General features: G+C 40.5%; 12 protein-coding genes. 11 read left to right on the plus strand and 1 reads right to left on the minus strand.

Annotation, left to right across the window (positions count from 1 at the left end; translation table 11 throughout):
- Nucleotides 1-68 precede the first annotated feature (68 nt).
- The 5 genes from RYP29_RS03840 to RYP29_RS03860 all read left to right on the plus strand — a co-directional run bounded on the left by RYP29_RS03840 (nt 69) and on the right by RYP29_RS03860 (nt 5184).
- The gene (locus RYP29_RS03840) at nt 69-1193 is read left to right on the plus strand and encodes an efflux RND transporter periplasmic adaptor subunit (protein ID WP_311532327.1); all 1125 of its coding nucleotides are present in this window, start codon (nt 69-71) and stop codon (nt 1191-1193) included.
- A gap of 31 nt (nt 1194-1224) precedes the next feature.
- Nucleotides 1225-2169, plus strand: a complete 945-nt coding sequence (locus RYP29_RS03845) for a DUF2156 domain-containing protein (protein ID WP_016476404.1) — start codon at nt 1225-1227, stop codon at nt 2167-2169.
- Between the two features lie 143 nt (nt 2170-2312).
- Complete coding sequence (gene eis, locus RYP29_RS03850; RefSeq protein WP_311532328.1) at nt 2313-3506, plus strand: GNAT family N-acetyltransferase; 1194 nt, start codon at nt 2313-2315, stop codon at nt 3504-3506.
- A 1-nt stretch (nt 3507) separates the two neighbouring features.
- Nucleotides 3508-4395 (plus strand): RluA family pseudouridine synthase, encoded by an 888-nt coding sequence (locus RYP29_RS03855; RefSeq protein WP_311532329.1) that lies wholly within the window; start codon nt 3508-3510, stop codon nt 4393-4395.
- Nucleotides 4396-4821: 426 nt separating this feature from the next.
- The gene (locus tag RYP29_RS03860; protein WP_005375251.1) at nt 4822-5184 is read left to right on the plus strand and encodes a hypothetical protein; all 363 of its coding nucleotides are present in this window, start codon (nt 4822-4824) and stop codon (nt 5182-5184) included.
- 182 nt (nt 5185-5366) lie between these two features.
- Here RYP29_RS03860 and bioB read toward each other — a convergent pair whose 3' ends face one another.
- Nucleotides 5367-6392, minus strand: coding sequence for a biotin synthase BioB (gene bioB, locus RYP29_RS03865; protein ID WP_311532330.1), 1026 nt, complete (start codon nt 6390-6392; stop codon nt 5367-5369).
- Nucleotides 6393-6576: 184 nt separating this feature from the next.
- Here bioB and RYP29_RS03870 point away from each other — a divergent pair, with 184 nt between their 5' ends.
- From RYP29_RS03870 to hemQ, 6 genes are all read left to right on the plus strand, one after another.
- The gene (locus tag RYP29_RS03870; protein WP_311532331.1) at nt 6577-7842 is read left to right on the plus strand and encodes an exonuclease SbcCD subunit D; all 1266 of its coding nucleotides are present in this window, start codon (nt 6577-6579) and stop codon (nt 7840-7842) included.
- Complete coding sequence (locus RYP29_RS03875; protein ID WP_311532332.1) at nt 7832-10690, plus strand: AAA family ATPase; 2859 nt, start codon at nt 7832-7834, stop codon at nt 10688-10690. Before RYP29_RS03870 ends, RYP29_RS03875 begins: the two co-directional genes overlap by 11 nt.
- A gap of 154 nt (nt 10691-10844) precedes the next feature.
- A complete protein-coding gene (gene hemE, locus RYP29_RS03880; RefSeq protein WP_311532334.1) occupies nt 10845-11891 on the plus strand; it encodes a uroporphyrinogen decarboxylase in 1047 nt (348 codons plus the stop codon).
- Nucleotides 11845-12774, plus strand: coding sequence for a ferrochelatase (gene hemH / locus RYP29_RS03885; protein WP_311532335.1), 930 nt, complete (start codon nt 11845-11847; stop codon nt 12772-12774). Before hemE ends, hemH begins: the two co-directional genes overlap by 47 nt.
- Entirely contained in the window at nt 12771-14285 is a 1515-nt protein-coding gene (gene hemG / locus RYP29_RS03890; protein WP_311532337.1) for a protoporphyrinogen oxidase, read from the plus strand. The genes hemH and hemG overlap by 4 nt, the downstream gene beginning before the upstream one ends.
- Nucleotides 14286-15092: 807 nt before the next feature.
- Nucleotides 15093-15824 carry a hydrogen peroxide-dependent heme synthase gene (hemQ, locus tag RYP29_RS03895; RefSeq protein WP_311532338.1) on the plus strand — a complete coding sequence of 244 codons (732 nt, stop codon included), beginning with the start codon at nt 15093-15095 and terminating at the stop codon, nt 15822-15824.
- The last annotated feature ends 171 nt before the right edge of the window (nt 15825-15995 follow it).

Raw genomic sequence — 15995 nt, forward strand, 5'->3', positions numbered from 1 at the left:
TTATTGATTTTGTGATATACTAAGGTATTGATAAAAATCAATACAATGGATAGAGATAAGGTGAAAGTATGAACAAATTTCGACTTGGTGCTGTAATGGTACTATTGGTCATTGTTGTATGTGCGATTGCAGGTTGTGGTACATCTACGGTATCCGTTGCCGATGTTACTTATAAAGATATGCCGTTACAAATTCATAATGAAGCGAATGTAACAGCTCTTAATAAGTCCACTATTACGCCCGCTGTATCAGGTGCGGCTACGTATGCTGTGAAGATAGGCGATAAGGTAACACAGGGTCAAGTGGTGGCGACAATTGATACGTCGGCATTGCAACAACAATTAGCGTCCTTACAAGGTCAGCTTAGTGCGGCCCAATCCTATACGCCTGCTGTTGAAACAACAACGACAACGACGGCGCCTACGGTTAGCAGTGCACAACTTGAAAGTGCACGTCAGATGCGCGAGGCTGGCAATATTACAGAAAAGGAATATAATCGTATTCTAGAACGGTCTCGACCTCAAACTGTGACAACCACAACTGGTGGTGGCGGTGGTGGCAACGGTGCTAGTGTTGCTGCTATTGAGGCACAAATTGCTCAGGTGTCCGCACAAATAGCTGCCGCTAATATTACGGCTCCTATAGCTGGTGTGGTGACTGCTATTTACAATGAAGATCGTCAAATGGCGATTGCAGACCGTCCATTTATGTTGATACAACAAGAGACGCCTATGGTAGCATCCTTGAGTATTCCTCGTGATGCGGCTATGAAATTAGCTAGCCCAGAGGCAAAATCAAGCATTAAAGTGTCTTTACATGTTGGTGATTCAGATATTCCAGGTGAGTTGACCTATATAGATACAAATCAGCCTGAAAATGTACCAAGTGTACTAGTTAAGGCTACTTTCAACAATGAAAAAGGAGCTATTAAGGCCGGTGAATTTTATAGTTTGTCCATCGAATCTAGTGCTCAAGCTAAGATGCTCGTTGTTCCTGCTGCGGCAGTACGTGAAAATCAAGATGGTAAATATGTATATGTATTAACCGCTGATAATACAGTAGACGTACGTGTCGTTGAAGTAGGGGATGAACAAGATGGGTATGTGTCCATCATGACAGGCCTCAATGAAGGCGAACAAGTTATTACAACCAAGGGAACCTTTGAATTAGGTGAAAAGGTGAAGGTTCAATAAGTATCTTATGTGTAGCTAGAAACTAGCAACCATGAATGTTGAAAAGGAGGAGATTATTATTTTAGAATTTAAACGTTTTGAATTAAGAGACAAACCATTAATCGATAAATATTTTGAACAACATCATTATGAAGCGTCGGATAATTGCTTTACTACATTGTATATGTGGCAAGAAGCCTATGGCATTCGTTGGGCTGAGGAAAATGGCGTATTGTACATCCAAGGTGGTGGTAAGCGCGATCCATTCCTATTACCTCCATTTGCTGGTAAGGATGCGAAGTTCCTCGATGGTTTATTGCGTGCAAAAGAATGGTTTGTAGAAAATAAATTACCATTCATTTTCAAAGGTGTTAGCAAGGTTGTGAAAGAACGGATGGAGGAACTATGCCCAGGCCGTTACGTATTCACACCTGACCGTGATAACTACGAATATATTTATAAGTCTGAAGATCTTATCAATTTGTCTGGTAAGAAATTCCGTCAAAAGAAAAATCACTTGAATCAATTCCGTATGCAATATTCCAACTATGAATATGTGCCAATTACAGAAGACATCATTCCATTGTGTCGTGAGACAGCAGCGTCTTGGGTGGAAACTCATCACGAAGAAGGTATTGAAGATGAATTAGTGGCTATTAATTTACTCTTTGATCATTGGGATGTCTTGGGCTTAAAAGGCGGTGCTATTAAGTTGTTTGGTCGCGTAGAGGCTTTCAGTATCGGCGAATTAATGAATGATAGAATGGCTTTAATTCACATCGAAAAAGCCAATCCGGATATTCGCGGTTTGTATCAAGCAATTAATAATGAATTCATCCGCCATGAATTTAGCAATGTAGAGTTTATCAATCGTGAAGAAGATATGGGCTTGCCTGGTCTTCGTCAAGCGAAGGAATCTTATAATCCTGATCATTTCGCAGAAAAATATGATGCTGTATATGCTAATGAAGCAGATAATGCAACGGGCGGTAAATAATCAGGTCAATCTAATAACGAATATGAGAGTGGTACTATATGGTGCCACTCTTTTCCGTTATAATAAAGAGTAGAGTGTGTGAAATACATTCTACAATATGAAATATATAGCTCTAGAGCTATTTTGGATAGAAAGGAAATCGTATGGATTTTAGAATTGCTACATCACAAGATACGGCACAAGTAGAAGCGCTTTGGGCGTATTGCTTTGAACCAAAAGAAGATCCGTTCTTTCAATATTATTTTTCTAACTGTTATGAACCGGAGAATACTGTCGTAGGTATCCAAGAAGGTCAATTGCTCTCCACTGTTCATTTGCGTCAATATAACATCAATGTGCGTGGCGCTATCTTGCCTACTAGTTATATGGTTGGTGTTGCTACTCATCCAGCTGCACGTCGTGGTGGCGTAGGTGGTGCATTATTGTTGCACTCCTTAGAAGAATTGCGCCGTCGTGGTCAAGGCATTACCATTTTAATGCCTTCTAAAGCGGGATTTTACCAACAATATGGCTGGGATTTGTACGCTCATCAATGGGTACAGACCATGCCATTAGAGAGTTTGCGTCCTTTGACGGATAAAACCTTATCCTTTGGATTGCTAAATGATGTAGAGCAATGGACATTGCTTGATCCTGTTTACAAAGCCTATACGAAGGATTTATGTGGCTATGCGGAACGGGGTGAGAAGGAATGGAAACGTCTATTAGGCAGTTTCTTTGCTGAAGGTGTGAACATTGCGGTCGTGAAAAATGATGAAGGTCAAATCGAAGGTTACGCCGTATATCGTTTGGGGGCTCCTGAAATTCCAGTTACAGAATTTGTATACACAACACGTCGTGCTCAACGTGGTTTGCTTAATTATTTTTATAACCATCGTTCTCAAGGTGAAAGCATTCGTTGGAATGAAGGGTTGCATGATACGGGTTATAGATTTGTTCCTGATGGAAAAACAGGTCATACAACGATGCCGTATATGATGGCGCGTATCGTAGACGTAGAAACAGCGTTGACTACGGTACCTGTTAATCCAGAAGCCGTTATGATGCCAATTACCCTAAACATTAAGATTACCGATACATTATGCGATTGGAATAATGGTGTGTTTGCCCTTACCCTAGGTGAAAGCACTTTACCTAACGTAAAACGCGTTTCTGCTGAATCTGTGGATGAAATCGATATCACTATAGACATTGGCGGTCTAACAGTCTTGTTGATGGGGGCTGTATCAGCTAAAGATCTTGTGTTTGAAGGTAAATTACAAGGCGGATCTCATTGGATTGATTATCTAGATATGGTATATCCTAAACAAAATACATATATCAACGAATGGTGGTAATATGAGCTGGAGAACATATACAGTAAAAGAAGAGGTAGATACAACAGTATCTGCTTATGTAAAAGAGCGATTTTCTTTATCCTCTCGAAATGTGCAGATGATATTCCGTAAGAAACGGGTGAAGGTAAATAGCCGCGTTGCTCATTCTAAGCGTATGCTAAGAAAAGGGGATGTTATTACTATTGAGTTACCACAAGATAAGGATTATGGTGTAGAGGTTGAAAAAGGACCTATAGAGGTTCTCTATGAGGATGAACACACACTTGTGGTGTATAAGCCTCCATTTATGCTAGTTCATCCAGCAGGTCAAACGAAATATCATACATTGAGTAATCTGGTGGCTGGCTATTATGCTAAACGCGGCGAAGTTCATAAAATTCGGCCTGTTCATCGCTTGGATCGAGATACAACAGGTGTTATTATGTTTGGCAAAACCCGTGAGGCAGAACAATATTACACTAAACAGCTACAAGAAGGTCGAATTCATCGTGTCTATCGCGGTCTCGTAGAAGGAAAGATTACATCTAATGGTGTGGTGAATGAACCTATCGGTGTGGATCCGGTATTTGATAATCGCCGCTGTGTTGATGAATTTGGTCAAGATGCTGTAACCGAATATCATGTGATTGAATATGATGATGTACAATCGTTGTTAGAGTTTACATTGTTAACCGGACGAACTCATCAAATTCGCGTTCATATGGCTCATATTGGTCACCCTATCATTGGCGATGCCATGTATGGTATGCGGAATAAACCGTATACGAGACAGGCCTTACATGCCTATTCGTTGACATTTATACCCTATGGACAATCTGAATTGGTGACTGTTATCGCACCTGTACCATCTGATTTAGGTTGTGAACTACAAAATAAAAAGCTGCCCTAGGGCAGCTTTTTGCATAAGTGTATGGGTTTAACAACGAAAAAAGGACTCCTGCTGGAGTCCTTTTTCATGTAAGGGGAGTGTTAGTATTAACATCAAATGACCTATGTATTTAAACAAGTAGTAGGTTTGGGGTTAGTATTACTTGTCGGGAGATAAATACATTAAGTAATCAGGGAATATTTACTTATAATTATCATTTGATATGGCAATTATAAGTAAATACTATGAAGGTAAAATGAACTTCTAAAAAATATTTTATGAAATTTAGATGAAATGTAAAATTCGTTTATTAAATGTTGATAAATGCCATACTTCTTGATATGATAATAGAGGAGGATAATATCTTCTCTTTATTTTTTTTAGAAATATTTAAAAAAATCGTTCTAGTTATAAGACTTTTGTTGTTGGGTTAGAAAGGGGGCCACTATGAAGTTGCTTATAGCTTTGATGGCCTTTTTTTGCCTCATAACATATTCGAATACAGCACAAGCGACTGATTGGTATTATGTAAGTCCTGATGACAAAGGTAATCAATTGTTTATAGATAATGATAGTGTTCAAAAAAGCGATTATGATGCCGTTCTTTGGCTAAAAGTTAATGAACCAGGTGGCGATGAACTTCGCTATAAGGTATATATTAGCCGTTATAATCGGACCATGGAAATTCTAGAAGTAGATGCGTATATGCCAAACGGCACTCAATATGATAATGTTGATTATGATAAAGATCCTGAACCGATTGAAGGCAATACAAATGGCCAAGCCATCTATAGATTGTTATGGCAATAAATAGTTTGAATTTAATATTTTAGATATAAATTTAAAAAAATAAATATAAAAATACCTAGCTAGACAGCAACTAGCTAGGTATTTTTTGTGTGTAAATGTATTGTAAACACGCAGAGGTGTTACAGTCTTTGTAGATAGGTAAAATTTAAGATATCCACTAGTGATTGGAAACAACCGTTAGTTTATAGCTGAGCGGCTGTACGGGTTAATTCCAAATCATTAATCATTTGTAAATCGTCTTGAGGGGATCTACCGCCGGTTGTTAAATAACCGCCTACCATGATGCCATTAAGCCCGCCTTTTAGTGCGTACGATTGTAAATCGCGAAGATTTACTTCTCGACCGCCTGCAGTACGAATTAATGCATGAGGTAAAATGAAACGGAATACAGCGAAGGTACGTAAAATTTCCATCGGTTTTAACGCTTGGTTATGTTCGAATGGAGTACCCTTAATCGGATTTAATATGTTTAATGGGATGGAATCAATGTTAAGGCGTTTAAGTTCAAACGCCATTTCTACGCGTTGTTCGAGCGTTTCATTTAGACCTAAGATACCGCCAGAGCAAACGCGAATGCCAGCTTTTTTGGCATTTTTTATGGTAGACATCTTGTCCTCATAGGAATGTGTGGAGCAGATGTCAGGAAAATGACTTGGTGCTGTTTCGATATTGGAGTGATAGCGAGTAACACCAACTTCTTTTAATTGAAGGGCTTGTTCATAGGTTAACAAACCAAGAGAACAACAAATTTCTAAACCGATTTCTTCGCGAATTTCTTTTAATACGCGTAAGATTTGATTGAATTCATTAGGGTTGGAAGTGTTTCGACCACTTGTAACAATGGAGAAGCGGATTGCACCGGCTTCTTTTGCTTTTCTAGCAGCCTCTAAAATCGATTCATCATCCATAAATGGATATTCTTGAACGCCTGTATTGTGGTGTGCAGATTGTGCACAGAATTTACAGTTTTCAGGACACTTACCAGAACGAGCATTTACGATTGCGCAAATATCGACGGAATTGTCATTGAAATGTTGTTTTATTTTATCTGCCATAGCTAATAAAATCATGGTGTCTTCATCGGATGTATGGATTAAGTCGATTGCTTCTTCTTTAGTAATTTCGCCACCATGTAAAATGCGATTGGCAATGGTTAATATTTTTTCATAAGAACCCACTTGGGTTTCTTGCTCTACTGGAAGTGCCATTATAGCCTCCTTGTTATTGTTAACTTATAAAAACGAATATATTTACAATGTAATTGTAGTATTCTTGAATACTAATTGTCAACTATATAAATAAATTAGTTTACAATATGATATCTTATAAATTATATAGAAATTTATAGTATAATTAGATGTTAGTATTCTATAAGTTAGGAAAGGAGACAATATGCAACCCTTTCGTTTTATACATTGTGGAGACCTTCATTTAGGAGCTCCTTTTCAATATGCTATGGGGATGAGTCGGCATGTAGATCGTGCCGTCGCAGAAGCAACATACGAAGCTTTCAATAATATCATTGAAATCGCCGTGCGAGAACACGTTAATGCCGTTGTGATTAGTGGCGATGTTTATAATAGTGAAGATCATAATTTAGAGGCTCAGGTTCGATTTGTACGCGCCATGTATCGCTTGTGGGAGGCCCATATTCCCGTATATATGGTGCAAGGTAATCATGATCCTGCTGAAAGCTGGCGCGCTGGCTTATCTATGCCTGATAATGTACACGTGTTTTCGGATACTCAGGTACAACGATTTCCGTTGATAGTTAACAATATCGAAGTTGGTGGCGTTTACGGCATCAGCTGTGGCCATGGCAATGAACAAACTAATTTTGCTGCCCAATATAAAGCCTTTGAACGGGACGAATTTTCCCTTGCTATCATGCATGGGACTGTCGGATCTAGTGTGGGGAGCGAACATCATGATGTAACAGGGCCTTGTAATTTATCGGATATCATGCAAGGCGCCATGGACTATTGGGCATTAGGCCATATCCATAAATCACAGGTGCTTTCAGAAGACCCTATGGTCGTATATGCGGGCAATCCACAAGGATTACATCGCAAGGAATCCGGTGCTAAAGGATGCTATATGGTTCACGTATCACACAATGGACATTGTGAATTAGAATTTATTGAGACCAGTGCCATTCGTTTTGAAGATATTAAGATAGATATTGCAGGCATACAAACAGAACGTGAGTTACTAGAGTTATTGAGCCATAAAAAGCAGTCCTTGCGTAAGAAATATAATAAGAATACCTTGGTATCGGTTCATTTAGTAGGAACTGGTCCAATGCATCGCTTATGTGTAGATGAAGCGGTCCGCAAATTATGGTTGCGAGAATCACAGTCAGAGGAAAAGAGTAAATCTATTTTCGTTATGCCTTATCGTATGATTAATAAGACGAGATCTGCCGTGAACTTAGCGGAACGCCGCTTATTATCTGATATGGTAGGTGATTATTTACGTGCCTATGATGAAACCGTTACCGATGTTGAGGCGGTACGTCAAATCTTAGTTAGTCGTCCAGAGTCTAAACGACTTGGTAGTTATTTAGATTTGTTATCCGATGATGTATTGCAACGGGTTATGGAACGCAGTGAAATGGAAGGGGTTACGGTGTTAATGGGGGTTAACGATGAACATTAAACAGATTCGACTCGACTCATTTGGACCGTATGAAAACTGGACATTTAAATCCGGTCCTAACGGTGTACAGCTTGTATATGGCGCTAATGAAAGTGGCAAAACTTCTTTGTTAGAAGGCATGCGTTCTCTTTTGTTTGGCGGTAAACATAAAAAATATGGTTATGTAAGTGGATCTCTTGAACTCGACAAAGAAGGGGTTGCTTATCATTTAGGCCGACAAAATAAGAGCCTGGATTTTTACTCTCCTGGTGAGCCTAATATAAAAGAAGAGCCGAATCAATTGTGGTGGCATGGCCTTGATAAAAAGACGTATAATCGCATTTTCGCTCTTACCTTAGAGGACCTTCAAGGCGTAGATATACTCAATGAAGTAGATGTGCGAGCTAGATTCTTTGGCGCCGAAGGGGGCGAGCAGCTCGGTGGTGTAGTGAAAAGTATTGAAACCAATGCTAATGATTTACTTGTTGCATCTGCATCAGGTAAACGCCGCATCAATGTTTTGATAGATCAACTACAGGAAAACAAGGCTCGTTTATCTGCACTTGGTGAACATGAAACGCAGTATGTAGAACTACAACAGGCGTTGCATGCTTCCGAGGATACAGAAGCAGAAATTCAAAATCAAATCAAAGAATGGCAAGATTATCGTGAAGGCGTAGAGATGGTGCTTCGTGCATGGGATACGTATCGACGTAGCGAAGAGGCGCGTCGTCGTATGCAACAGTTTACATCTCCTGACACATTAGACCGCGATGCGTTTTTAAGTATCGATGAGGGCCTTCGTGAAGCGCGTCAAAATATGCAGCTGTGGCTTGATAAAGAAGAAGCATTAAAACCGGAAAATTTTGACCCTAATAGTCCGTTTACTACCTATGGTCAAGATATAGAGGATTTAATTCAACAAGGTGCGAAGTGGGAACAATTACGCCGCGAGTGTGAAGAAGGTGAAGCCTACATCGCTAAGGTTAAGGAACAACTTGATTTCTCAAGAGGTTTACAATCTTCGTGGCGCAAGGATGAGTCGGTCCCAACTGATGTGAATTGGTTTGAAGGAGAACGCTTATCTAAACGGCTCCGCACTGCAAAGGACCAATTATTATATTGGCAAAGCCAAGCACCGTCCTTGCAAAAAGAAACAAAAATCAGTGAAGATGGTGCATCCGCTAAACCTGGTGAAAATGGTCCGGTTAATGAGTGGGCTCACCAAGAGTTACAAGCGGTCATGTCTGATATAGCAGAGCTAGAGTCCCGCATAGGAGATAACGGTTCTGCTCGTATGGCCTCCATGCCGATTTGGTTGCAACGCATTGGCGGAATTGGTGCCGTTATTGGTGTATTGATGTCCTTAGCAGGCCTTATTGCGCTGGAATCTGTACTATATAGCATAGGTGGTATTATTCTATTAATACTGGGGCTAGGATTGTTCTGGTATGGATGGCGCCTTCGTCATGTAGATGATTCTGATATAGCGCGATGCATGCGTGAATTAGAACGATTACAACAACGTAAAGCGTATTTAGAAACACAATTAGATGTGCCTTTACCTGTGGCAACATCTGATGTACCGAACTTGGAAACCGCTGCTATTGAGCAACGTTACAATGATGAAGGTAAACAACTACAGGCTAATTATGAAAAAGCCTTGGCTGAATGGCAAGCGTGGATTCCTGAAGGGGCTGCCAAGAGCCTCGATGAAGATGATTTCTTTAGTATGAAGCATGAATATGACCAGTACTCTGAACAATTGCGGACCATTGAAGGTTATGAAAAACGATTGGATGAGCATAAGGAATCATTGCGCGTCATAGAGGACCAAGCCGTTACTTTGTGGTATAACCTTGGTGTTGAAGCACCTGTGTCTCCTACTGAGTTAAAACGTATTTATAATCAATATAAGAACTTTCAACAACAAATGATTCGTTGGGAGCAAAAAGAATCACAGCGTAAAAGCTATCGTATGGAGTATGATAATTGGCATCGCAAGGAAAAGGAACTTTTACTTGAACAAAAAGCATTGCTTGAAAAAAGTGGATTGTCCGGCGCCAATGAATATCGTCAAAAACTCATTGATGAAGATCAGTTTAAGCAATGGGAAACAATTTATAAGCAAAGCCAAGTACAGCTTGATTTGTTAACTCCAGATGGTGAAAATAAGGATTTGTTCTATCGCCGTTTACGTGAGGGTAATAAAGAGAATTGGACTGATGAATTAGCCCATGCAGATCAAGAGCTGAATGCGCGCAAAGATGCGATGGCTAACCTCTATGAGAAACGAGGACAAATCGTGGAAGCTATGCGTGCGTTGGGTTCAGATCAGGAGCAACGGGAAGCCATTCAGCAACGACAAGAGTTAGAATCTGAATTGGAATCTGCCTTGGAAGATTGGGCAACTCAAGTTGTCATCGCTCATTGTATGGAACGGGCACAACAATCATACGAAGAAGAGTCACAACCAAAGATGCTAGAATTAGCATCTCAGTATATTAAACGATTAACGAATGGTGCGTATACATTTGATATGTGGGGATTACAAGATGGTTTGGCCCTTTTGAATGAACGGGGTGAACGATTACCGATTAATCATTGGTCTAGTGGTTTAGCAGATCAGGTATATCTAGCATTGCGTTTAGCACTAGCAAAAGTCTTTTCATACCAAGTGGATGCATTGCCAATTATATTAGATGATATCCTAGTTCGATTTGATGAAGATCGCCAAAAGAGTGCGCTTGAGTTGTTAGCTGAACTTGGTGAACAGCAACAAATTTGGTTGTTTACGTGTCAGCAACAAGTGTATTATATGGGTCAAGCTATTACTGGCATAGATACGCATATACTCCAACGTGCATGATTTTTTATCATAAAAAATATAGAGAATATCTGACTTTGCATATTCATCACTTTTGGAGTACACTTTTAATATAAGCGCAAATATAAGCGCAATTTCTTAATATAAGGGTACGTATATAAATGTATGGGTGTGTTTTGTAGAAAGGGGTGGAAGTTTGAATACTGCTTATTTAGATATGATTCAGGGTAAGAACCCTGGCATAACACCGGTATGGTATATGCGCCAAGCAGGGCGTAGTCAGGCGGCTTATCGTAAGATAAAAGAAAAGTACACATTGTTTGAAATTACCAAGCAACCAGAGTTGTGTGCACAAGTGACAGAACTACCGGTTAAAGAATATGGCGTTGATGCGGCTATTCTATATAAGGATATTATGAGCCCTATGGTGGCTATTGGCGTGAATGTGGATATTAAACCCGGCGTAGGCCCTGTATTTGATACTCCAATTCACCGTATAGAAGATATTGAACGATTACACGCATTTGATGCAACAAAGGTAGAGTATATCGCCAAGACCATTGAGTTGTTGACTACCGAGGTGCTTGATGTACCGCTTATTGGATTCTGTGGCGCACCATTTACCATCGCATCCTACCTAATTGAAGGCGGTCCTACGAAAAGTTATAACAAGACTCGTGGAATGTTAATCAGCGAACCTGAAATTTGGAATGGACTAATGGGAAAATTAGCGGATATGTCCATTGAATATTTGACAATGCAAGCGCGTGCTGGTGCTAATGCTTTACAGATTTTTGATTCTTGGGTGGGCGCTGTTAATAGCACAGAATATGAACAAGCGATTTTCCCTCATATGAAACGTATTATTTCGACGGTAAAATCTAGATTCCCTAATTTGCCGCTTGCCATGAATGGTGTCGGTACAGACCATCTTGTTTCTACTTGGGCTAAATTGCCTCTCGATGTAATCGCTTTAGACTGGCGAAGCTCTCTTGGGGCAGCTAAGGATAGAGGTGTTACCCAAACAGTACAGGGGAACCTTGATCCTGCTTATTTATACGGGGATACAAAAACAATAGCCAAGATAGTAGATGAAATTTTAATGGATGGTGTTCGTCATGGTAAACATGTATTTAACTTAGGGCATGGTGTGTTCCCTGAGGCGGATCCAGCAAAATTGCATTGGTTGACAGACTATGTTCATGAAAAGAGCCGTGAATTATGGGCTCGTGAAAGCCGATAATATGAAGCCGGCTATACTGTTATTATCTTTTGGTACACCTCGTCAACCATCTGATTTATTACCCTATTTGACGAGTATTCGACGCGGAAAAATCCCGACGGAACGAGAATTGGAGGCCCTATCTGCTCGTTATGATGCCATCGGACAATGGGATAATAAGCTGTTGCAAACGATGGGGGAAGAGCAAAAGAAAACTCTTGCATCACTATTGAAGATAGACTCGATGTATTTGGCCTATCTTCATATGCCTAATAGTATGGAACAAGCTGTAGAATCTATAGCAGCTGCAGGGTATACCTCTATTTTATGCATTGTCACATCGCCGTTTTATTCTATGGTTGGAACGGGCGCATATGAACGGAAATTACATTCTATATTACGAGCGTATCCGAATATATCTTGTGAAATTATCAAATCTTGGTGGAATAGACCGCAGTTTTTTGAATACTGGTGTTCACAGTTGATGGCAGCGAATCCATTACAAGCTGATACAGCCTGTATTTTCTCTGCCCATAGTGTTCCTACTTCAACGGTTGGAAACTATGAAGATGAAGTGATATCTGCAGCAAACCAAATTGCGAAAAGAGTAGGCCTAAACCATTGGTATCAAGCGTGGCAAAGTGCGGCGCCCTATGGTGAATGGTTAGGTCCTACTATTGAAAGTGTCATTGAACAGGCTCTTCTAGATGGGGCAAAACGCATTGTATGTATCCCTTTTGGATTTGTTAGCGATCATGTAGAAATTTTGTATGACAATGATATTATTTGTCGTAACATCGTTGAGAACGCAGGGGCCACATATGAACGTTTGCCTATGCCTAATGGAAATCCCCTATTTATGGAGGCCATGGCAAAGGCTATACAAGAAAGGATTAATAAGTGAAGGTAACGATTGTTGGTGGTGGCCTTACGGGGCTTACTGCAGCCTATTATTTAGGTCATGCCAAACCAGATTGGCAGATACAATTATATGAACAGGCCCCTCGATTTGGCGGTAAAATTCAAACGCAACAAGTAGATGATTTTGTTGTTGAATTAGGACCGGATTCCTATTTGGGCCGCAAAACAGAAATGACTGATCTCATTACAGATCTTGGTCTAGCAGATACGCTTGTATCTAATGAAACCGGTCAGGCCTATGTGTATGACCGTGGTAACATTCACCCAATTCCAGGTGGTTCCATCATGGGTGTCCCTACAGAAATGATGCCTTTTGTGAAAGCAACCTTAATCTCCTGGGCTGGTAAATTGCGTGCTGGTCTGGATTACTTTAAAAAGCCTTATCCTTTAGATGCACATGGGGATGTGTCGATTGGTCATTTCTTTCGTTATCATTTAGGCCAAGAAATGATGGATAAATTAATTGAGCCCTTATTGGCAGGCATTTATGGGGGAGATATTTATAAAATCAGTCTATTATCTACATTTCCTCATTTTATTCAAGTAGAGCAAAAATACGGGAATATGGTTAAGGGCATGATTGCGGCTAAAATGAGTCACCAAAAAGCTGGTGTTTCTAAGGCTGCTAAAGGTGCTGTTAATGAAGGCGATGTTCCCCGTGCTGGTAAAGGAACCATGACGGATGCTCAATTTGATAAGAAACAATCTAGCGCTCACCAAACGAATAGAAATCTAAAAGCATCAAAGGGAACCGCATCACAGTCTGGTATGTTCAGACAATTAACGGGTGGTCTTGAAAGTGTGGTAAGTGCTATTGTAGAACAAATGCCATCCAATGTTACATTGACTACGAATGCCCTCGTACGAGATATATCGTATGTAGATGCTATGTATCGTTATCATGTGAATGGCCGAGAAGAAACCTCTGATATGTTGGTTATCTCTACACCACCGGCTACGTATAAAGATTGGTTCATAGGGGATACTGGATTTGATGGCGTACGCAACATAGAACAATCCAGTTGTGCTATTGCAATCATGGCCTTCGATAAAGCAGCCTTTGATGGTGAACTAAAAGGCTCTGGTCTGTTAATTACCCGTAAAACAGACACACCACTAACGGCGTGTACCATATTGAACCAAAAATGGCCTCAAACAACACCGGATGATAAAATCGTTCTTCGTGTCTTTATCGGTAAACCTGGTAATGATGTGGTAGAACGCTATAGTGATGAAGAACTTTCTGCGTTAGCTCTTAAAGAAATTCAACGTATTATGAATTTTAAAGCGAATCCAGAATGGATCAAAATTAATCGCTTAATACATTGCATGCCTCAATACAATGTGGGACATCGTGCTGCTATTGCAGCTGTTCGTGAGCATGTGAAAGAACATTATCCTAACTTGTGTCTCATTGGGACACCGTTTGATGGGATTGGGATACCGGATGGGGTAAAACAGGCTAAGGAACTTGTGCAACGGTTGTCTCAATAATCTACGTGGCCGGTTCTGGATGGGCGTTTGTATGAGTAGTGCTACATGACCGGTGATGGATAAGCCTCCTTCAGCTCCAACTAGCTTAACAGTCTTCGGCCTAGGGCCTCGACTTACTAAAGTCGCTTCAGGATGCTTATCCATCACCTACTGTAGTAGTATTTCGATACTTAGAGCCCATCTAGAACCTACTGTAGAGTATTTTAGCCAAACCGTTGCACAAGGTTCCTTTAGGCTAGTGTAGAGGGAAACGGTCTTCGGCTTAGGGCCTTGACCTACTAAAGTCGCCTCCTGAAGACCATCCCGCACCTACTGTAGAATAAACATTAACCTAAATCCATCACCTACTGTGGTAGTGTCTCAATACATAGAGCCCATCTAGAACCTACCGTAGAGTATTTTAGCCAAACCGTTGCACAAGGTTCCTTTAGGCTAGTGTAGAGGGAAACGGTCTTCGGCTTAGGGCCTTGACCTACTAAAGTCGCCTCCTGAAGACCATCTCGCACCTACTGTAGGATAAACCGCAATTCATCGCCTAGTGTAGATTTTTTTAAACAACCGTAGCACAAGAGCCCTTTAGCTTAAACTAGAGGAGAACGGTCATCGGCCTAGGGCCTCGACCTACTAAAGGCGCCTTCTGGAGACTATCTAGAACCTACAGTAGAGTATTTTAGCCAAACGGTTGCACAAGGTTCTTTAGCCCAGAGTAGAGGAGAACAGTCTTTGGGCTAGGGGCTCGATTTATGTAATTGATTTTTGTAATTGTAAATTGTGTTTTATATATTTTATGTGAAAAGGAGTGGTATTATGGGTAAGGCAATTCCTACTGTTGAGGGTTGGCATAGTCAACATATGGTGTTTTCCATGGATTTTAGTGCTTGGAATTGTTTTGATGCAGAGGAGAAGGCTGAGGCTCGCGGTGAGTTAAAGGCGTTTTTGGCTGAGTTGGAGTCTATGCACCAAGCTAAAGAAGGCAGTTATGCATTCTATGATGTGAATGGTTATAAGGGCGATCTTTTGTTGTGGATTTTGGCGCCGTCTCTTGATGATTTGGCTCGATGGGAACGTAAATTCCGCCGCCTTACGATTGCGTCTGTATTAGTTCAAACGTATTCTTATACGTCTGTAACAGAGGTCAGTGCGTATGTAAAAGCTAAGCTTGATACGCCTGAAGTGGATGCTAAATTGTATCCAACTGTACCAAAGGATAAGTATATTTGTTTTTATAATATGACGAAGAAGCGTGAAGGCAATGATAACTGGTATATGTTGCCTCAAGAGGAACGCGGTCGTATGATGCGTGAACACGGCATCACTGGTAGACCATATTTAGAAGTACTATCTGAGTACACTACAGGTGGTGTTGGTCTTGATGATTGGGAATGGGGCGTTACTATTTTTAGTGATGACGATATCCAATTTAAGAAAATTGTTTACGATATGCGCTTTGAAGAAGCGAGTGCAAGATATGGTATCTTCAGCGATTTCTATGTAGGAACGTTGATTGATGAAGCAAACTTTGATGAAGTGTTTGCTTAATATGTAACTACCAGTATTGGCACTGTGAAGTGAAGGGGTTAACATTTTGACGCTAGCTTTGCGAAGTCTTAGGGACAAGTAGAAGTAGCTAGTCGGAATGTTAACCCTTTTTATTTGGCTCTCTGTCAAATGTTGGGGTATTCACCCTACGAGTCTTCTTTGGCACCAATC

Source organism: uncultured Veillonella sp. (assembly GCF_963534045.1).
Classification (GTDB): Bacteria; Bacillota; Negativicutes; order Veillonellales; family Veillonellaceae; genus Veillonella.